The 19,699-nt window shown below is 42.1% G+C and carries 24 protein-coding genes and 1 pseudogene; 1 reads left to right on the top strand and 24 read right to left on the bottom strand.

Annotated features, from left to right (window positions below; genetic code table 11):
- The 7 genes from HNR44_RS16690 to HNR44_RS16660 form a co-directional block, all read right to left on the bottom strand.
- Window positions 1-272 (bottom strand): Na+ dependent nucleoside transporter N-terminal domain-containing protein (locus HNR44_RS16690; RefSeq protein WP_281381446.1); only part of this gene is annotated, 272 nt, incomplete at its 3' end.
- A gap of 62 nt (window positions 273-334) precedes the next feature.
- Window positions 335-1,273, bottom strand: a complete 939-nt coding sequence (locus HNR44_RS16685; RefSeq protein WP_184405547.1) for a nucleoside hydrolase — start codon at window positions 1,271-1,273, stop codon at window positions 335-337.
- A 70-nt stretch (window positions 1,274-1,343) separates the two neighbouring features.
- Window positions 1,344-2,282 (bottom strand): ribokinase, encoded by a 939-nt coding sequence (gene rbsK, locus HNR44_RS16680; RefSeq protein WP_184405545.1) that lies wholly within the window; start codon window positions 2,280-2,282, stop codon window positions 1,344-1,346.
- A gap of 45 nt (window positions 2,283-2,327) precedes the next feature.
- Entirely contained in the window at window positions 2,328-3,323 is a 996-nt protein-coding gene (locus tag HNR44_RS16675; protein WP_184405543.1) for a LacI family DNA-binding transcriptional regulator, read from the bottom strand.
- Between the two features lie 136 nt (window positions 3,324-3,459).
- Window positions 3,460-4,374 carry a helix-turn-helix domain-containing protein gene (locus tag HNR44_RS16670; RefSeq protein ID WP_184405540.1) on the bottom strand — a complete coding sequence of 305 codons (915 nt, stop codon included), beginning with the start codon at window positions 4,372-4,374 and terminating at the stop codon, window positions 3,460-3,462.
- Between the two features lie 215 nt (window positions 4,375-4,589).
- A complete protein-coding gene (locus HNR44_RS16665; RefSeq protein ID WP_184405538.1) occupies window positions 4,590-5,864 on the bottom strand; it encodes a S8 family peptidase in 1,275 nt (424 codons plus the stop codon).
- Between the two features lie 348 nt (window positions 5,865-6,212).
- Window positions 6,213-6,491: a hypothetical protein gene (locus HNR44_RS16660; protein ID WP_184405536.1), complete on the bottom strand. Its 279-nt coding sequence runs from the start codon at window positions 6,489-6,491 to the stop codon at window positions 6,213-6,215.
- Between the two features lie 357 nt (window positions 6,492-6,848).
- On the opposite strand from HNR44_RS16660, the gene HNR44_RS16655 reads away from it, so the two are divergent.
- On the top strand, window positions 6,849-6,995 hold the full coding sequence (locus HNR44_RS16655; RefSeq protein WP_184405534.1) for a hypothetical protein: 147 nt from the start codon (window positions 6,849-6,851) through the stop codon (window positions 6,993-6,995).
- A gap of 515 nt (window positions 6,996-7,510) precedes the next feature.
- Here HNR44_RS16655 and HNR44_RS16650 read toward each other — a convergent pair.
- The 17 genes and pseudogenes from HNR44_RS16650 to HNR44_RS16575 all read right to left on the bottom strand — a co-directional run bounded on the left by HNR44_RS16650 (window position 7,511) and on the right by HNR44_RS16575 (window position 19,697).
- The gene (locus HNR44_RS16650; RefSeq protein WP_184405532.1) at window positions 7,511-7,963 is read right to left on the bottom strand and encodes a VOC family protein; all 453 of its coding nucleotides are present in this window, start codon (window positions 7,961-7,963) and stop codon (window positions 7,511-7,513) included.
- Between the two features lie 98 nt (window positions 7,964-8,061).
- Window positions 8,062-8,550, bottom strand: a pseudogene (locus HNR44_RS16645) (DUF4256 domain-containing protein); the annotation flags it as partial.
- A 1-nt stretch (window position 8,551) separates the two neighbouring features.
- Entirely contained in the window at window positions 8,552-9,073 is a 522-nt protein-coding gene (locus HNR44_RS16640; protein WP_184405527.1) for a DinB family protein, read from the bottom strand.
- A gap of 60 nt (window positions 9,074-9,133) precedes the next feature.
- Window positions 9,134-10,165: a hypothetical protein gene (locus HNR44_RS16635; protein ID WP_184405525.1), complete on the bottom strand. Its 1,032-nt coding sequence runs from the start codon at window positions 10,163-10,165 to the stop codon at window positions 9,134-9,136.
- Window positions 10,166-10,240: 75 nt separating this feature from the next.
- Complete coding sequence (locus HNR44_RS16630; protein WP_184405523.1) at window positions 10,241-10,396, bottom strand: hypothetical protein; 156 nt, start codon at window positions 10,394-10,396, stop codon at window positions 10,241-10,243.
- On the bottom strand, window positions 10,375-10,740 hold the full coding sequence (locus tag HNR44_RS16625; RefSeq protein WP_246407602.1) for an MBL fold metallo-hydrolase: 366 nt from the start codon (window positions 10,738-10,740) through the stop codon (window positions 10,375-10,377). The genes HNR44_RS16630 and HNR44_RS16625 overlap by 22 nt, the downstream gene beginning before the upstream one ends.
- Before the next feature lie 116 nt (window positions 10,741-10,856).
- A complete protein-coding gene (locus tag HNR44_RS16620) occupies window positions 10,857-11,297 on the bottom strand; it encodes an SRPBCC domain-containing protein (protein WP_184405520.1) in 441 nt (146 codons plus the stop codon).
- Window positions 11,298-11,418: 121 nt separating this feature from the next.
- Window positions 11,419-11,670 (bottom strand): VOC family protein, encoded by a 252-nt coding sequence (locus tag HNR44_RS16615; RefSeq protein WP_281381445.1) that lies wholly within the window; start codon window positions 11,668-11,670, stop codon window positions 11,419-11,421.
- Entirely contained in the window at window positions 11,654-11,845 is a 192-nt protein-coding gene (locus HNR44_RS17900; protein ID WP_281381444.1) for a VOC family protein, read from the bottom strand. The genes HNR44_RS16615 and HNR44_RS17900 overlap by 17 nt, the downstream gene beginning before the upstream one ends.
- 110 nt (window positions 11,846-11,955) lie before the next feature.
- The gene (locus HNR44_RS16610) at window positions 11,956-12,390 is read right to left on the bottom strand and encodes a VOC family protein (protein WP_184405518.1); all 435 of its coding nucleotides are present in this window, start codon (window positions 12,388-12,390) and stop codon (window positions 11,956-11,958) included.
- A gap of 468 nt (window positions 12,391-12,858) precedes the next feature.
- On the bottom strand, window positions 12,859-13,218 hold the full coding sequence (locus HNR44_RS16605; protein WP_184405516.1) for a Rossmann-fold NAD(P)-binding domain-containing protein: 360 nt from the start codon (window positions 13,216-13,218) through the stop codon (window positions 12,859-12,861).
- A gap of 153 nt (window positions 13,219-13,371) precedes the next feature.
- A complete protein-coding gene (locus tag HNR44_RS16600; protein WP_184405514.1) occupies window positions 13,372-13,584 on the bottom strand; it encodes an SDR family oxidoreductase in 213 nt (70 codons plus the stop codon).
- Between the two features lie 576 nt (window positions 13,585-14,160).
- Window positions 14,161-15,696: an MFS transporter gene (locus tag HNR44_RS16595; RefSeq protein WP_184405511.1), complete on the bottom strand. Its 1,536-nt coding sequence runs from the start codon at window positions 15,694-15,696 to the stop codon at window positions 14,161-14,163.
- Between the two features lie 70 nt (window positions 15,697-15,766).
- Window positions 15,767-16,303, bottom strand: coding sequence for an NADPH-dependent FMN reductase (locus HNR44_RS16590; RefSeq protein ID WP_184405508.1), 537 nt, complete (start codon window positions 16,301-16,303; stop codon window positions 15,767-15,769).
- 149 nt (window positions 16,304-16,452) lie between these two features.
- A complete protein-coding gene (locus HNR44_RS16585) occupies window positions 16,453-17,088 on the bottom strand; it encodes a response regulator (protein ID WP_184405506.1) in 636 nt (211 codons plus the stop codon).
- 6 nt (window positions 17,089-17,094) lie between these two features.
- On the bottom strand, window positions 17,095-18,774 hold the full coding sequence (locus HNR44_RS16580; RefSeq protein WP_184405504.1) for a GAF domain-containing sensor histidine kinase: 1,680 nt from the start codon (window positions 18,772-18,774) through the stop codon (window positions 17,095-17,097).
- A 98-nt stretch (window positions 18,775-18,872) separates the two neighbouring features.
- The gene (locus tag HNR44_RS16575) at window positions 18,873-19,697 is read right to left on the bottom strand and encodes an AraC family transcriptional regulator (RefSeq protein ID WP_184405502.1); all 825 of its coding nucleotides are present in this window, start codon (window positions 19,695-19,697) and stop codon (window positions 18,873-18,875) included.
- Window positions 19,698-19,699 lie beyond the last annotated feature (2 nt).

Below are 19,699 nucleotides of genomic sequence, written 5' to 3'. Positions count from 1 at the left end.
TCATTCATGGCCATTAAATCTTCACCGAATAAGAAATTAATCCCGGCTTCTGCAGCGCCTAAAACACCCGTAACAAAATTACTCATAAACGCCAGTACTTCTTCCCCGACACCCCAGCCGAGGAACAGTAAAGCGATCGCAATCTGAATCGCCAATGCCCCTAGAACCGTTTTCAAGTTAATATTCTTCCGATCCACCGAGAGTAAAAACGCCAAACCCATCAATACCACGATAGCAATGAGTCCCCATGCGATATTCCCCAGTAACTCCATTTTGCTGATCCCCCTATGCAGCATGTTACTATCTCTTTGTCTACTTTATCTATCCACTCAACTTAAATAGTGGTAACGGTATGAACCACCCTTTTTAAAAAATGAGAAACAAAGCGATCGCTTTCAATGTCGGTACATACTTTTATATTGGAAGGCGGTTGATTTTTGTCTCCTACGGTCTGTCCTCTATTTTCCCCCGTAGTCTCTACCTCTACATGCATCGGAACTGCCTGAACAAAGGACGGATCAATTAGCACGCCCACCGTCAGCGGATCATGAAGCGCGCATCCTTCCGAGGAAATTTGGTTCCCTCTATAGGCCTCCATGTAAAAATCACACATATCTGCTAAAAAGAGAGAAAGATCAGTATTGGTCTGCCTCCAATCATCCAAACAGTTTCTTTTCAGCAAGGTCTTCATTGTGACATCTAAGCCGACGAGTGTGATAGGGGTCCCCGATTGAAATACGTAATTGGCCGCTTCGGGGTCCGTATAAATATTCGCTTCAGCATATGGCGTAATATTTCCGGGAACCGTCACAGCTCCCCCCATGACTACAACTTCCCGAACAAGTTTTGGTAGTTCCTGATCCTGTTGAATGGCTGCCGCCAAGTTTGTCTGATTCGCTACCGTAACAATGGTTACTTGATGCGGATACTCTCTTACTTTTGAAATGATATACTCATGAGCCTCCATTTGACTTGCCCCTCTTTGTGGTTGAGGAAGCCAAACATCGCCAATTCCATTCTCCCCGTGGATCCATGTTGATTTCTCCCGGTGCTCATCTCCCATAAATGTTTTGTCTGCACCAGCCATAACCGGAATGTTATCAGCTTCTAAAAGGTCTAACACTTGTAATGTATTTCGAGTTGTTTCTTTGACGGTTGCATTGCCAAAGGTAGTGGTAATCCCTAATATGTTTACCTCCGGGGAATGAGCCGCATAGGCAATGGCCAACGCGTCATCAATTCCTGTATCTACATCTAAAATTACATAGCTCATCAGGGAGTCTCCTTTCCTATAATTCTTGTTTGAAAGCGCTTTTTCTTCATGCGGTAGTACAGATCTAGCACTATTTCATAGCGTCCATTTCCATATCTTTTTCCTCTTCTGCTCTTATAAAATCCTCTACTTCACTTTTTGACGGCATTCCTGCCTGAGCTCCCTTTTTCAAAATAGACAGAGATGCTGCTGCGTTGGCAAATTGACAGGACCTTTCTAAAGGATAAGAACGTGCAGTTCCATAAGCAAACGCCCCATTGAAAGTGTCACCTGCTCCAGTCGTATCTACAGGATTGACCTGATAGGCGGGAACCCGTTGAATCCGGCCATCAGCAGAATATATGACCCCTTCCTTTCCATCTGTCATAATCAGTTGATTTCCCCATTGTTCAAAAAGCGCCTCTATATTGTCCTCCTCAACTTGGCTGATCAGATGTTGGGCCTCCACCTGGTTAGGTGTGATAAACGTAGCCTTCGACACTAAAGAAGTAGATAGAGGGTGAGCAGGAGCAGGGTTTAGCACAAGCGGAATGTGATATTTTTCACAGATATGGGCCGTTTCTTCTACCGTTTCTAATGGGATCTCTAATTGAGTGAGAACAATATCACTTTGCGCAATCAAATCACGATGTTTTTGTACATAATCTGGAGTGACGCAAGAATTTGCCCCCGCTACCACAATAATACTGTTATCTCCCTCTGCTAAGGTAATCACTGCTACACCTGAAGTGCAATCTGTAACCGGTTCCACTCCTTTCAAAAAAATCCCTTCCTGCTTCAGGTTGTGCTGCAAACGAGTGCCAAAGTCATCATCACCCACTCTGCCGATCATGTTCACTTTAGCTCCTAATCTTGCTGCAGCTACTGCCTGGTTAGCTCCCTTACCTCCAGAAATTGTCTGAAAATCCTCTCCGTGTAGAGTCTCACCCGTAATCGGGCGCCTTGTGCTCGAAGCAACCAAATCCATGTTGATGCTTCCCACAACTGTAATTATAGGTTCCCTATTCATCGATACCACTCTTCCCTATTTTCTCTGTACATCCTGGTTATGTGCTCATTTCTTTGTTGTATCTCCCTCTACCATATACACAGGTAATTGGTGAAAAAAAGACTCGGGATCATTTTTGCTTTGATCAATTTCTTTTCCTTCTATTAATTTAATACACAACCTGGAAGCCAAAGCTCCCATCTCATAGATAGGTTGTGCCACCGTCGTTAACTCGGGATACATCATATGGCCAAAGGAAATACCATCAAAACCAATCAATTGCAACTGGTCCGGAACAGGAATCCCCCTTTTTAAAGCCACTTTTAAGAAGCCAGCAGCAACTACATCATTACTGGCAAACACACCATCTGCTTGCGGGTATTCATCATAAAACCTTGCTGCTAAGCGTTCCGCTGGACTTAATTGAAATGAGCACTCTTCAACGACATATTCCAATTCGTTTTCCATCACATAATCAAGGAATCCTCGATAACGTTCATCCGCGGAAGCAATTCCTTTTGGCCCCCTAATATGCGCCAAGGATTTTGCCCCTTTTTCCTTTAAATAATGAGCGGCCTGCCGCCCACCTTCATAATTATTAGCTACAACCGTTGTAAGGCGTTCATCACCGATCCGGTCTAAGGCTATAATGGGGATATTTTCATCTACGTAGTCATTGAACTGCGATTGGTGGGAGGTCATAATCAACCCGTCTACGTATTTTTGTTTGAGCGCTTCCACATATCGCTGCTCTTTTTCTACATCTTGATCAGAATTGCACAATACAACTGTGTAACCGTATAGATTGGCAACATCCTCCACAGCACGTGCCAATTCGGGAAAAAAAGGATTTTCAATATCGGGCACAATTAATCCAATCATATTAGATGTCTTTTTATATAAAGTTCGAGCTACAGCATTGGGACGGTAATTCATTTCTTTAATCGTTTGCAAAACAATACGCGAAGCATCTTCACTCACATATCCATTTTGATTCAAAACGCGCGAAACAGTGGCTACTGAAACATTCGCTCGTCTAGCCACATCTTTAATTGTTACCATTTCAACCTCCCAAGGGTTTAAGTAACCGGTTACTTAAAGAATAAATATGGAGACTTAATATGTCAATAGTAGATCCACATACGCAGAAATAACGATATATTTAGAGCCGCTATGATGAGTTTTATCCTCTTTTCCATTAGCAGTGAAAATCAGGCCTTTTGTCTGCACCTATGTCTCTATTAAGTAACCAACCTGGCAAATCATCGTCGGTATCCTTCAGCCCCAATTGCTGCTTCATTTCTACTATCTCTTCACTAAAAATACGATCAAAAATCCGCACACATGAACCGTAAAAGTATCCTGCTAATGACCTGCGGAGTCTCCCAGTCTTTTTCATGAACATCGCGCCCTTGAACGCCTCTACAAGCGATTGTACAACGTCATGATCCGTAAGATTTGCATCAATATACGCACGCTTATAGGCGTTCACCGCACGTCCCCAGAGCTTATAGATACCATTGGCATTGAAGAATGGTTTCGCGGCTATGACGAATGGGTGCGGGACATGAGCCGGCACAAAAGATGAATCTAATTGCTCACCGGCGGCAGCCTTACGTGTAGAACTTGTTTTTTTCTCTAAAAGAGAGCTAGATTCAGAAGGCAAAGATTCGGTATGCTTTTGCTCCGGCTGAACGTTTGCTGCGTCAGGGTTTGTCAGCTCTTGTCGATCGTTCATTTCCGACCGGTCAGTCGATGGATCAACGACCACAAAAACGTTGTGACCGTAGCCGCCACGGACTTTACCACGCCGACGTGTCGTACGGTGAACTTCAATCATGTTCCGCTCCTTGAGGACGCGAATGGCGCGCTTAACCGTTGAGACGGAAACATCAATCTGTGTAGCAATGGCTTCGTATTTTAAAAATGCCACCCCTACGGCCTTCATTGCATGGTTCGTGATCATCTTGAATACAGCAACAGCACTCTCGGCCAGCTCATGCTTGTGGGCGTACAGGTGAATTCTGATGGCCTTATTGAGTTCAACTATGCTTGTGAATAATGAAAGCGATTTGTAAGTACTAAGATCAGCATTACTAAGTGTTGCGGTCATAGTATCGACTCCCTCATTTTCCTTCTCTCTTACATATCGATCAATAGAGAGGAAAAAGGGGGTCTTCTCAAAAAAGCTGTCCCTGTTAGTGTTTTTCACTTTGGGACAGCCTTGGAACGTTGGGTTTCGTTATCATGTACTTTTTCTAAGTGGTAGACTAACAATAAATCTTACCTTACTGCTTAGATTAGACTGTAAGCATCAGAGTCTAACCATCAATCTACCGCCTGAACAGCAGCAAGAGCATCCACAATTCCATTCCCGTATTCAAATTCGTTTCCTGCTTCTTGAGCGGTATCATTCATGATGCTACGAGCCTCAGAAACGGAAAGATTCGAATCAACACTTCTCATTAATCCCGCTACTCCAGCAACATGAGGCGCCGCCATAGATGTTCCTGATAAAGTGCCATACCTATTATTTGGGAGGGTGCTATAAATGTTGGATCCCGGAGCCATTACCTCTAATCCATTACCATAATTAGAGAAACTTGACCGTGTTCCATCAGAGTCAACGGACCCTACTGCAATGACACTGTCGTAAGCGGCCGGATAAGAAATACTGCTCCTGTATTCATTTCCTGATGCCGCAATGACAATAGAATCTTCATCAACGGCCGTTTGAACAGCTTCATCAAAAATCTGATTATAGCCCCCACCGCCTAAAGACATATTGATGACATCCACACCAATATCGGCGGCATAAAGTACTCCTTCGATAATTCCAAACATAGAGCCAGTGCCGTCATCGCCTAACACTTTTACTGGCACGAGACTTGCCTCCTGCATCACACCTGATACCGAACCATAACTGGCAATCGTACCAGCAACGTGCGTTCCATGTCCTTGTCTATCCATCGTCGTACCATCACCCACAAAGCTTCTCCCCAGATTCGTGTCTACATAATCACCTAAGCTTTCATGCGTATCATCAATGCCCGTATCTAAAACGGCATGTGTCACTTCATTAGATCCTGGTGTTACCTCCCAAGCATCAGGAGCATTAATCATCTCATAATGCCATTCCTGATTTGGATGTTGTTCAGTGGTTACATCTGTTGCATACATCTCATAGTTTTCAGATACATCTCTGACTTCTAATCCTAGTTCAGTTAACGTATCCTCTAATTCAGTCTTAGCCTCTTCAATGGAATCATAATCCGCCTGGGAATACTCTGTGAGATAGACGAAACCCATATTATCAACAACATTTTCCTGGAAATCATTGTTAGAAGTCTGAATGGAGTGTGAATCACGATCTCCTAGTAAAGAATCAACAACCTCAAACCCTTCTTCTTCTAATTCGTCTACTTGCATCATCAAATCACTTTGAATCCCCATCTCTTTGTTTTCAACTGAAAAAATAAGCTCTCCTTCGATATAGTTATCACCATCGGATGATCGAGTATTATCCACTTCATCTGAACCATGAGCAAGGGTCGTAGGCACCGCGAAAGAAAGCAAAACCAACCATACTAAACTCTTCTTCATTTTATAATTCCTCCTCTTTGAAATATTCTTACATAATAACCTTGTCCAACTCTCCTCCTCTTGAAATGGAGACTCAAACTCCATTAAGATCTTTCAAATCTATATTTTCATAATAATAAGTATGTTTCAAAGAGGTTTTACACGATAATGAAAGAATGATCCGCTTTTATATTACAACAGGAATCTATTTCACAAATATACCAATATTTTCTTTAATCAGATGCATCGAATTATATTTTAAGCTTCTACCTTAAGAGAAAGCTACGTCAATAGCATGCTCGGAGTTGATACATTAGCGGATCATTCACCATTTTTCCTGTTCAACTGTTTTCTCACTGAGACTCTCCATTAAAAGCGTTGTGTTAAGCCGACTTCATTGACCGTAGCACTGAATAATCGAAAAATCAGATGTGGTTTGATCATCACATCTGATTTTCTTTTATTTTTTGCACTTGATACATGACGAAGCCAATAACCATTCCACTTGCCGCAAAGCCTAAAAAGTAAGGGAGATAAGAAAAGGGTTCGTTCGCATTTCCAAAAAAATTGATGAGCATTACGACTAACGTTGTAAGTATGGGATATATGCCAATCCAAAACAACATAGTCTTTGTCCACTAAGGGCATCACTTCCTCCCCCTTTTAATACTAGAAAATGGATGTAGACAAGTTCCAAGAAAACCATTTCTCATGTCCATCTGTTTCTCCCACGGTATAACGATGTTCATTGTCATCTACATGGTCATCCAAATGACTCAGCGACTGTAACTAATTATTGACATGTAAATCAAGATTTGAAACGGAGTAATTTGGATATTTCTCCTTTAGAATCTAGGATAGACTGATGAAGGGAGGCGCTTCATACCAGTCATTGGGTTCCATACTTTGGCTCATGACTTTCATTCATTTATCAAGTAAAATATGGGCAAGATCGATTCGATGAAAAACGATCAGAGTCGATCGATAAAGAAAGGAGGGCGTACAGTGGATCCACTCACGCTCATTATTGTCATCATTATGGCTATCTTTTTCTTCCCTTTAATCATACGGGGGGTAGGATGTTTGCTTCGGACCATTGCCATCGTAGTGCTCGTCATTGGTGCACTTATCCTGTTAGGAATGTTCTTTTAGGGTTGATATAAAATTAATGTGCTAACTTAAACCGGGAAGGGGCTCCCCGACTGGGGCCCTTTTACTTCCTCTATATTTACACTTGTAAAGATAGGACCCTTCCATGGAAAAGGGCTTGAAAGATAAGATCAGTAGCCCCTACCTCACTCTCTCTATTATTTTTGGAAGCAATATAGGATACCATCGTACCAAAATTCTTTGTCCTCATTCGAATTCCGAAATGTAATAGCGAAGGGTTTAGGCCCTCTTGTTAAAAGTATACGTTTAGTCATCCCTCTTCCATATGGAGCGCAGAATACAATGTCCCCTCCTGTGAGATGCAATTTCCGGCAATAACTCTGATATTTTTCATCGACAAACGTTGCGCTTACCGGTAATTGAAACCATGTTGACCAATTTTCTGCTGTGCTTTCAACATTTTCCACACGGATAGCTATGTTATTAACAAATAGATCCCCTAACTGATGAGTCGCGATGACGTTTTGATTCATCAACTCTTTCGCACGCGTTTCATCCTATTGCTGCCATTCAATGAAAAAAGGTAATTCTAAGCCAGATTGACTTTTTGGAAAAAGCATGGACCATTCGATGAAAGATCCATCTTCCTTTTTTCTTTGTCCTGAATGGATGCCGTCGACCCTTACACCTGTTTTTTCGAAATGCCTGGCCCACTTCTGAAGGTGATTTGTACGAAAAGCCAGGCGACTCATTCCCCTGTTAGATTCTAAGCTCAATTCTTGCACCGCTTGACGAACCAAATCGTTATCTATCGCCCTTTTTGCCTGATTCATATCTTCAATACCGAGAAATTCGATATAGCTTAATCCGAAGTAGCAGACACTATTATATGTTCCCCATTTTTCATGCCTACCTCCTGGGAAAGCGTTCAAACCTTCCGTTTGAAAGTCCTTGACTGCCACAGTTGGATTCTGGCTAAAATGAACAAGGTGATCAAAATATAGATCCAATATCCACCCTCCTTTTCTAAACTTCTTTTCAACCCTATCTATTTCTACTCCAACCATTATAAACACATTCACATTCTAAAAGTCTGTCTGGGAATGATTCAGACCCTTAGGGAACCACAAAACCCTCTAGCAGCATAATAAGAGGACGCACCATTGTGATATACGAAGACATCCCCGTAGCGATAATCGCAAAAAAGGACACCGCCGAGTTCTCTAGTATCAGAAGGTGTTTGCACCCAACTCGACGTTTTCATATCGAAGCTTTCAGGTTTCTGCAATGCTCGATATTGTTCTTCCGTTAACATTTCAATGCCCATGGTAGCGGCCATATTAATAGCGTTATTTTCCGGTTTATGTTTCTTCCTTGACTCCAACCCTTCACGGTCGTAACAAACACTTCTGCGACCTTGAGGGCTTTCCGCTGAACAATCATAAAAAATGTACTCGCTCTTCTCTATATCATAGCCAACAACATCCGGTTCTCCTTCAGTTCTTTCCATTTCATTGAGCGACTGCATTTTTTCAATATTATTTTCCAGCTTTTCCGGAATCTTAGTCCATTCAAGACCTTCATGCCGATTCATGTTTTTAGTTTCCTTCTTGAATTAATCTTTTAATTAATTTTATCTGCCCTCTGTGGCTAATTTCGTCTTCTATAACATGAAACCAAAGATAATAGTTATTATATGGTGTCCCATCAGGAAATTTTCTCTCTTGATACAACCATTGATCATCTTGGTTTTTCAAAAACCCATAGGTTTTTTCTCTGACATCAGCTAGTTTTTTTAAGTAGTAGTCCAAATCATTTCCCTTGATAGTTGTTCTTCCCTTTTCACCCATTTTAAGAGCCCCGGTCCATTCTTCTTGTTCTTGCTTATTCAACATTCTATCCTCAAAGGACATTACTTGATGCACGTACTCGATAGAAGCTATGTGGGAAAGCAGCATACCAATCGAATTACTGCTCTCACCAATAAGATAATCTAAATTCTCCTGCGTTAAATCTTGTAGTTCAAACTCAGTCATCGTTCTTGTGAGTTCGAGCATATAAACAAGTTCCCCTACCCCTTGATCGTAACCCTCTTTTGAATGAAATCTTGGATCAAACATTATATCCGTCCCCTTTTAAAATCAACTTTAAAGGCAGGATCCATAGGATCTGCCCTCAAGCTATATATGCGTCATTAAATCTTCTGTGATTTTGTTTACCTGCTTTTTATCAAATGTATAATGATCTTCCATTGATTCCAGATGATTTCCTGCAGCAGTTAAATGATTTAAACCTTTTTTCATATACGATTTATAATCGCCATTGATCTGATTTATCTCATTTGCATATTTCTCATCTGTTCCGGGCGTTACCGCCTCTTTATAAAGATCAACTGTCGCCTCTGTTTCTCTGTCCGAAAAAAACTCATGAGGGTCAGTGCTGTCAAACATACAAAAGTCAAGATCGCGGACAATCAGCATGTCAATGCTTCCAGGGTCGAAGCTGCAGTGGTATAATTCAACATCTAGGCCATGCTGCTTGCATGCTCTGCCGATTTTTTTCATAAAGGTGGATTTGCCGGTCCCTGCCCTGCCTTTAACGTGGTAAACATTTGAAAATTTTTCTTTGAGGTGCGGAATTTCATTTACGATGCCATGAGGAGTATTTGTTCCGAATAAACGGTGGTATTCATGTGCTGTCCGTCCTTTTTTCTGAATACCCTGAAGTAAATGGGAAATGAATGTATTCGTTAACCTATCTGCTTTTTCAAAATCCATTTCTGCGATATAAATGTCTTCCAGGTCATCATGGACGCGAAGTCCTGTTTCAAAATCGTTGTATGCTGATTGTTGTTCTTCCCGATACTTATTTTTTGCTTCCGTGAAATCATCTGTTGATGAATCCGTCACGTACCTGCTCAGATCAAATTTTGTTGTATCCTTAATCTTAACGGCATTCGTAATAAAAGCAAGGGCTTTTTCCCGTATGATAAATCCATCCAGATAATCATCTCCATTGGGGCTTAAAAGAATTTCTATCTGGTCATTTTTTTCAAAGTGGCTAATCAATTGTTTCAACACTGCCGTTTTCAATTTTTCGGATGGATGTTCTAATGCAATAACTTTCTCACTTCCATGTAGATTGGACGGAAAATAATTAACAAGCCCTTCAGCCGTATTTCCACGCACGTAATACCTTGCATTATGAGTCAAGAAGGACACATCCTTTAGTTTGATGTTGTTATTGTATGATCACCGCCTATATGTGTGTTTTTTATATTTGATGTTTCAATGATGTTGTCCTAATGTGACATCCTTTCCATGACAAATCGTCACTATCGAAGGTTCAAGTTGTTCGAGCACTTCCCGCCCCGATCGAACAGCTTCATCCATGTTTGCAGTGAAGGCAGCAATGGGCTTTGTCAGTTTCCCTTTTTTTGACATGAAGCATCACCGGCAATGAGCACATCGTCTTCTTCATGATGTAAAGCAACGTGACCCGGTGAGTGTCCTGGGGTGTGATGAACCCTTAAACCGGTTTCTTCTTTAAAACGATCATCAAATGTTTGTAGATGTCCCCGCCCGGAAGGTTTCTGTGCCTTCTTCTTACCCGGAAACGGCTTTTCACCTAACACATAAGAAATTTCCAATTCGTGGACGAAAACACGAATGGGATTTTCTGACAGAATGGCATTCAAAGCACCGACATGATCAGGATGACCATGGGTGAGCGCAATACGCTGTAGCACTCCTTCCCTCTCAACGTGTTTCATGATTGATTTTGTCATTAGCCCAATCCCTGTATCGACAAGAATTACTCCACTTCTATTCCGGATAAGTACCCGTTTACAGAAATTCTCAGGATAGTCTGTTTAACTAACCCCCGTTCGTACAAGAGATCTTTTTATAAACTCTCTGCTAATTCTTTGATTTTCGTTTTCGCATCTTCTGCAAATTCCACTGATGCATCATAATACATGTGCCCGTCTTCAATTATTGAAAAATCACCAATACTAATTTTTAATAATGTTTGATTACCTTCATTAACAACAAGCTTGTAATGATATGCCACTTCCCCTTCTCTTGGTTTCACAGTCCAGGAAGTACCATAAAGGTCAATCACCAATTCCTTTTCAGGATCGGCTTTACTAATGCTTGTTATAGACTGTTCACCGTTTGGTGTATTCCAAACAACCTTACTTCCAACTGTCATATGTTCTTTAGGATAGTCCTCGGGTAACTCATCCCATTGGGCAACATATCTAGGGTTTACTAAGACCTCCCAAACCTTAGAAGTAGAGGCATTAATCAATGTTTCTGTATATACTGTTAGCTGATTAGCCATATGAAACCTCCATATATAGACTTATCATTTATTATTCCAAAGAACGATAACAATAAACAGGATGATTCTCAACGAGGCTTTCACTTACGATTGGCACCCTATCATAATATGTCCATATGTTTTAATACGGAGCAACATAACAATCACTTACCGTGATAAGCCTGTTTAATTTTTCTATATAAAATTTTTTCATTTGAAGGAATGCTTTAATTAATCGGTCCAGCTGTTCGTTTGTCCCGTTTGCCATCATTTCTCCCATAATCATTGGCCAGATTTGCCAAGATACACCGTACTTATCTTTCAACCAACCACATTGTTCCGCTTTGGGATCCGCGGAAAGCTTTTTCCAGTAGTCTTCAATCTCTTCTTGCATTTTCACATCGAACTAAAAATGAAACAGCTTCATTAAAATTGAAGTCATGAGGCCCGTCACTATCCAATGCGGCAAACCATTGATGCTCAAGCCTAAAATCTGTGAACATCAACGTCCCTTCCTTGTCCGGTTCCATACCGGCAGGATAGCGGGCGGTGGTTCCTTTAAACCGCATAATAAAGTGACTCCTTCACACTTTGAAGCAAAGAAGCCTTCTGTTCATGAACCTAGATTTCAGTCACCCCAGTTAATTCATCACTTTAATTACACCCATACCATCGAATGTTAATTATTCTCTCTTTCTTCCCAAAGGCGTGTACGTTCTTCAAAACTAACTTCTTTGTGAATTTGATGCAGCATCCACAGATATCCGAAAGTATCGCTAAATATGGCATTTGACACTCCGAAATCAGGTATCTCAGTCACTGGCTGCACCTCAGTACATCCTAAATCCATCGCCTTTGTATAAGTTTCATTAATATCTGGTACAGTAACGTTCGTCCATATGGTTTTTGGGTCATCCGGTTTTGGTGCGATCAAGTGGAATTCTGGGTTTTCATCCAACATGTGAAAGCGTACGCCGTACAGAGTAAAAATGACTTCATTTTTACCTTTTGGGAAATCTGTAACCTCCACACGTTCGATATCAAAAACTTTTTCGTATAATTCCAATGCTTTCAAGCTGTCTGTTACAACCATATCAATTTCTACTCCGACCATTTTAAACACACCTCGTATAGATTTAATATGCTTTACTTCGCTAAGTATAGAGGTTTTACCATACTCATTGCAAGCTGCCGAATATCCTCTCCTCACCCTTACACCTTTTATTTCAAAGTACTGATATTCTCAAAGGTTATTCGATTTAAATGAACGGTGATCATTTCTTTTAAATACGAAAGGGAAGGATCCCTAACCGAAACTTGAATATAATACATATAGTCCTTTGCCCATTGAGGGAATTGTTTTTGAGTCATCATTCATCTCTCCCTCAAGTATGAATTTACTGCGGTTTTTTGCTCCAGGAGTATAATGTTCCAACAACGGTTTGCTTCTTATCATAATAAATGGCTGAAATAACACCATTGGAAATCTCTTTATGCGTTAACCACCGTGAAACATTCTCCTCAACTTTAAATCCAAGCTGTACCTCGCGATACAGGCAATTCCATGGGACAGCGTTTTCGCCTAGAATGAAAGATCATCACTACTGCCTTTAATGTGAAAAAATAGCCATGGGCGTTTTTGATGAGTAAGCTCATCAAAGATGATAGGTATGGCATCGGGTGCGACGCTATGAATCCAAGATACAATAAGATCAATGGGACCATAAGTTTGAATGGTTTGTCGTAAAAAATGGCTTAACGCCTCATTATCCTTATAATCTAATGTGACGAGCCGTAAATCAACGTTGTCATGATCCGGATATAGCTGTTCTAACCTGTGTTTGTTTCTCCCGATCACTGATATATGATCTGCATTATCAATCAGCCATTTTGTTGCCCCTGCGAGCATCCCTGTTCCACCAAATACAATGGCATGTTTCATAAAATCCCCTTCCTTTCGGTATTATCCAGCCACACCAGCGTTAATTCTCACTCTTACGAACCTTTCTTCGGATCTTGAAAAATGTCAACACCTAGTTCCTCAAGAACACCTATTGCATCTTCGACAGGAAATTTTGGAAGATTAAATTTATGATCAATAACGAACGTCAGCGAATGGCTGTCGTACGACGTCTTCCTTCCGGATAGTTTCGGTCCACTCTAGTGTATTGGCCATAAATTCAACCGGGTTCAGTACAGCCCATTCAAGATCATTTGTGTCCCTTACAGCCTGTTCGACCGATCCTTTTACATAACCGCTCAGTACGGTTACGCGCTTGATACCAGACTCCTTTGCCAACTTCACCATGTTGGGTCCAGTCGGCACAAGGTCGTAATCGTTTCCAACGAAGGTGATGAGATGTAAAGCATCTACACCTGCAAATCCAGTGTTTCAGGGGCAGAGAGATCTCCAGCCACAACTTGAACATCGTTAGGCATACCAGCTGTTTCTGGATGGCGGGTCAGGGCACAGACCTGAACACCTGCATGAGGTAATTAGGTTACTATTTGGCGACCGACATTACCTGTCGCGCCCGTTACGAGAATAGTCATCGTTTCTCCCCCTTGTTTTGATGTCCTTGATTTATCTCCATTGTACAGATTCTAATATTTACGCCTTCGTACGACGGTCTATACTTTCCCTACTAAAAAGGTCTTAGATTCTTCTACGACTTAAAACAGTAACGTGGGTTTCTCCAAGATACGTGTAAAATATACAATTAAGGATGGATAAAATATCCATCATTAATTGTCGTTATAACGACATTTTCGCTCTTAGAATAGGATTTTTTCAAAATGTTGGTGAGACCCCCACGACACATTACAACAATTCCCCCATTTATGTTCGAACACAATGATGACCGTAAGATGGGTAGCTTTCATTTCAAAACGATGTTTCCTGTTCATTAGATGCTTTATCTTCTTGTCTTACATGTCTGAGCTTCCATACAATGAATATCATTAAGACAAACAAACCGATTGCGGCTATTCCAAATACAGCTTGTAGCGCAACTGTAAAAGACGATTGTACAGCTTGAAGCATTTGCGGGAACCCTTCTGCTGCTGCAACTGCCGCACCAACGCTTTCCATGGACGAATTTGCGATTTCCGAAGGTACCTCGGAGGGAAGGGAACTCGCTAAAACCCCACGGTAAACGAGCATCCCCAAACTTCCAATGAATGCAATACTCAATACAGAACCAAGTCCAGTGCTGACATCGCTCATCGCTGAAGCAGTACCGGCACGTTCTTGCGGAACACTAGAGATAATTTGCTCACTTGCAATCGTCATTGTAGGTCCTCCGCCAAATCCAAGAAGTGATACACCAATAATAAGGATAATTGCTCCAGCATCATGTACAGTTAACATGATAAGTAACGCGCCGCCTGCCGCAGTAAGAAGGCCGGACACCATGGCGTATGCCGGGCGCATCCACCGTGTAAGTACCGGGGATATTAAAGTACCGGCCATCGACAGGAGTGCAGGGATGATCAGCAGAAGTCCTGCCTCTGTTGGAGTGAGTCCAACAACGGCTTGCAAATGTTGTGCAAAAAGCATATCTGCCCCAGTCGTTACAAGTAATACGACCGTCACAGCGATCAATGAAAAACTAAAGACGGGGATCCGAAACATGTGCAAATCCAACAATGGGTCTTCCGTGTTCATCTGTCGCTTAATAAACAGAACTCCGACCGCTATGCCAATCACTACCGACCCACCGTAAAGCATGTTGAAACCATCGTTAGCCATTTCCTGTAAACCGAAAATCAATGTTACCAATGCCAACGAAGACAACAGAACACTAATAAAATCCATAGGCTTCGAATCCTTGTTGCGATACTCAGGAAGAAGGCGTGATGCTGCTAACAATCCAATGGCAACCGGAACATTAACAAGAAATACTGCCCCCCACCAAAAATAATCCAAGAGTAGGCCGCCCATTGGAGGTCCTAAGGCCATACCTGCAGAAAATGCGCTGAGATTAATAGCGATTGCTACTGAAAATTGCTTCCGATCGAAAAACATATTCCGCAATAATGACATCGTGGACGGCATCACTGTTGCAGTCGCTACACCAAGAAGTGCTCGTGTAGCAATCAACATCCAGGCTTCTGTCGAAAATGCCGCGATAAAAGAAGCTAATCCATATACCGATATTCCAATGACGAGTAGACGTCTCCTCCCGATTTTGTCGCCCAGACGCCCCATCGTTAGCGCAAACCCTACGGCAAGCAATTCACCAATATGAATAATCCAGAGCATTTGTGTACTGCTGGGTGCCAAGTCAGCAGCAATCGAGGGCATGGCGAGGAACAGGATAGAAATATCTGTAGCAAGCATAAAAACGGCCAATGTCAAAGCCCCTAGGCCCATCCATTCCTGCCATGTTGCTCTTGGGACTTCATCTTTGCTACTCATCTCCTATCTCCCTTCTCTTGCGTGTACTACAAGTCGAATATCTAATTTGACGGTAAGGCAAATGCAAATATTATCGTAAAGCCTTTAGTGCATCACTCCATGCCACCGTTTCATCCAACATGACATTGACATTATTAGTGTGTAATTCAGCTGGTTTAAAGTCAGTGAAGTCCTCAAAATCTGTAAAAATGGATAATGTTGGATGTTTACGAACGTCCGCAACTTTTAATTCCCCCAAAATCCCACGTAAATGTACAGCTGCACGAGCGCCACCTGTTGATCCATAGCTGACGATCCCGGCTGATTTATTGCTCCATTCATCGTGTGCAGAATCAAGGGCCTGTTTTAATACAGCCGGAATGCTGTGATTATATTCCGGGACAATGAACACAAATCCGTCTAAGCTAGATAGTTTCTCTGACCATGCGATGAATCCCGGTTCTTGACCGGTGCCTTCCAACGGAAGCTTATAGTCAGCAGTATCCACGATTTCATAGCTTGCATCACCACGTTTATCTGCAATGCCTTTGACCCAATGTCCTACTTGTGGACTTACTCGTCCTGGACGTGTGCTTCCTAAAATAATGCCGATGTTTAATGTTTTCATTGTTTTTCCTCCAACTTTTACATGGTTTAATTGCTTCTATGTATATAATGCCACTTATCTTTTGCGAATAAATCAATCAATTGTCTAAAAGTGCCATACAAAAAAGGCCTTATCATCGATAAGACCTTTTCTTAGACTATCGTCGTACGTTATGTTTCGAACCATCGGTGCTTTAACGCATGGATCGCCGCTTGCGTGCGATCTTGCACCTCCATTTTTCCGAGAATACTCGTGATATGTGTCTTCACGGTTTTTTCGGTGATATGAAGTTCGGCGGCGATCTCTTTGTTACTCTGCCCGTAAGTGATATGTTTCAGGATATCACGCTCCCTTGGAGTTAAAGCATGAAAACGGGCATCATGTTCATCTGCTTTGGCAACATGGGTCATTAACTGGTTCGACACTTGTGAGTGAAGGGTCCTTTCTCCGCCCATGACAGCAATCATTGCTTCTTCCAAAAAGCTTGGATCCACATCTTTCAGTTGGTAGCCACTGGCACCTGCTCGAATCGCGGGTAATACATGATCCCTGTCTGAAGAACTGGTAAGAATAATGACATGGATATCTGGGTGTTGCGTTTTGATGTGTTGTGTAGCTTCGATGCCATCCATATTCGGCATGATCACATCCATTAACACGATATCCGGCTGCAGTTGTTCCACCTGCTGCAACGCTTCTTTTCCATCCTGAGCTTCACCTACAATCTCGATATCTGGACGCTTTTGCAGAAAAAAGCGTAGACCTTTTAATACGACGAGATGATCATCAACGAGCAGTACTTTCAAAGGATATTACCTACCTTTTTTATGGACAGGTACACGGACGGTAATCGTCGTGCCCTTTCCGTTTTCACTAGTCATTTGAAAGGAACCTTGAAGCTCTTCGGTTCGTTCTTTCATGCTCCTAATCCCAAGGGAGTGCCGCGTCTCAACGGCACCCCCATTGCCTTGATCCATAACGCGCATCGTAAAATCACGGAGGTCTGATTGCACGATGATGGTGGCTTTTGATGTTCCTGCATGTTTTTGAATATTATTCAATGCTTCTTGCCCGATCCTCCATAATGTTTCTTGGCATGATTGGTTCACGCCTAAATCATCCGGAGCTTCGATGGATAGCTCCACCCCAATTTTTTGCGCATATTCGGCAAGTGAAGTCATAAGCCCTTGCTCGAGATGATCGGGACGCAGTTGCCAGATCAAGCTACGCAAGTCCGTCAGCGCTTCTCTCGAAAGCTGTTGAAGTTCCAGGACAGCTTCCATGGCCGTATTCTCTTTCTCATCAATGAGCCCTTGAAGTCCTCGTGATGTTAATGAAAGGGCAAACAATTTTTGATTAACCGAGTCATGTAAATCCCGGGCGAGACGGTTCCTTTCCTTGTAAACGAGCAACGCTTTCCATTCTTCATGCAGGCGTATGCGTTCGATGGCCATTGAAAGGTGGCTGGCGAGCACTTCCAGCATCCCCATTTCCAAATGATCACATAATGGAGCGCTTCGACTGAGCAATAACACACCGAACGTTCCCCCGGGCCTTTCGGGCATGAACAAGGGAAAAGCAATGGAATAAAGGGAATTATGGTCGCTTAAAGATGAAAAATGCAACGGTTGTTTATTATCTTGCGTAATGCGTTGATGAACATAAGCTCTTCGCACGAGATCCGGTTGGTCAAGGTTGATCTCTTGTTCAGCATCAAAAACTTCTTTCGGCCCGTGATGATCTAAACTGGACCGGACGGTTAATCTCCCCCGTTCCATCGTAATGATTGCGGCGTTAGTCCAAGTAGGCAAATAATCGTGCAGTTCCTGCATAATTTTATGAAACAATTCAGGGATGTTAAGAATGTTGCCAATTTGGCGATTAATTTTTTCAGCATTGGCATAAGCATCAACAAGATAACGCGCTATGGCATGGACTTCTTCCTCTGTCTGCTGCAAATGCAAACGCGTTCGTTCCACTGCTGCCCCTATTTGATAAGCGACTGTTTCCAAGAGAACGAGGTCATCCTCATTAAAACGACGGCGCCCTGGTGATGCTAAGTTAAGTAAACCGATTTTCTTCCCGCGAATCGTTAGCGGAATGCTGGCATGATGGGTCAACCCCCATGTTTCGCCCATATCATTGTCGACGGCTTCTTCGAGACGGGCACATTTCACATGGTTGACGGCCTGGTTCATATACCCTTCCCAATAAAGCTGCAAGCAGGCACAATCCGTATAGCCCTCATAACAACGCATTAGTTGTTCCCGATTGTTTTCCAAAGCAGGGGGAAGTTGGTGGGAAGAAACCAGTTCATAAGATGTTTCATCTTCCGTTAAAAAAATCCACCCGGTTTGCAATTCCATTAAATCGAGCAAGCGCTCCAATGATAATTGCAATATTTTTTGTAGATCGGTACTTTTGTTCAATGTTTCAGAAATTTCCCGTTGGATTTGCAATGCTTTCTGATACTTTGAAGGATGGGGCGGCATCGGTTCAGTCCCTCCTTTCCAACCTTGAAGCAATGACTTCTTTTCTTTATCATAACGGATGTAGCCCGGGAATAGAAGAAAATAATCATTTCTCTCAATTACTTCTTCTTAATGGGGACCCAAATTTCCGTTTTTGTATCGTTAATTCCTCTTACAAATTCAGGAGTTTCAGCTAGTTCATAACCAGATGTAGGGAACCACTCGGTATACACCCGCTCCCATGTCTTTAATAATGCGTCTGGCATTTCCCCTTTGGCTTCAAATACCGCCCATGTATGGGAAGAAATCTTCAATTGTTCAAATCCTGCGGGACACGACTTCGTAGTTGCTGTCGCTATATAGTAATCGATGTCTCCATTCTCATTGGTCAATGAAACATGTAATATGCCCGAAAACGAGGTATTATCGTATGGCTTAACATTTTCTTCGATCTCTTCGAGATGTCCCCACATTTTCGGATTGAATTCGGTTCCACTAGACGATACTGTTTCTTTCTTCCCCACGACGGTAAAAGCTTCCTTTTCAACAAATCTGTAGTCCATTGCCACATCTCCCTTAATCGCAATTTGGAAGGTCATTCGAGGATAGGCTTTTAATGGAACGTCAGAATTTTTGACCGAACTAGGCGCTACGTCGTGTAACGTTTGAAATGCCCTTGAAAATGAATCAGGTGAATTGTAACCATACTTAACAGCTACATCAATCACTCTTATATCACTTTTTTTTAAATCAAAAGCAGCTAATGTCAAACGTCTTCGACGAACATATTCCGTCAAGGATATACCAGCTATGAACGAAAACATCCGTTTGAAATGATGTTCAGAAAAACGGGAAATCCTTGCAATCTCTCCATAATCCATCTCTTCATCCAAATGGTTTTCGATATAGCTTACTGCTGCGTTCATATTTTCAAGCAAATCCATTC

The sequence above is a fragment of the Geomicrobium halophilum genome, from assembly GCF_014207655.1.
GTDB classification, from domain to species: domain Bacteria; phylum Bacillota; class Bacilli; order Bacillales; family Marinococcaceae; genus Geomicrobium; species Geomicrobium halophilum.
The sequence above is the reverse complement of the archived record's forward strand: the minus strand, read 5'-3'. Positions and strand labels throughout refer to the sequence as shown.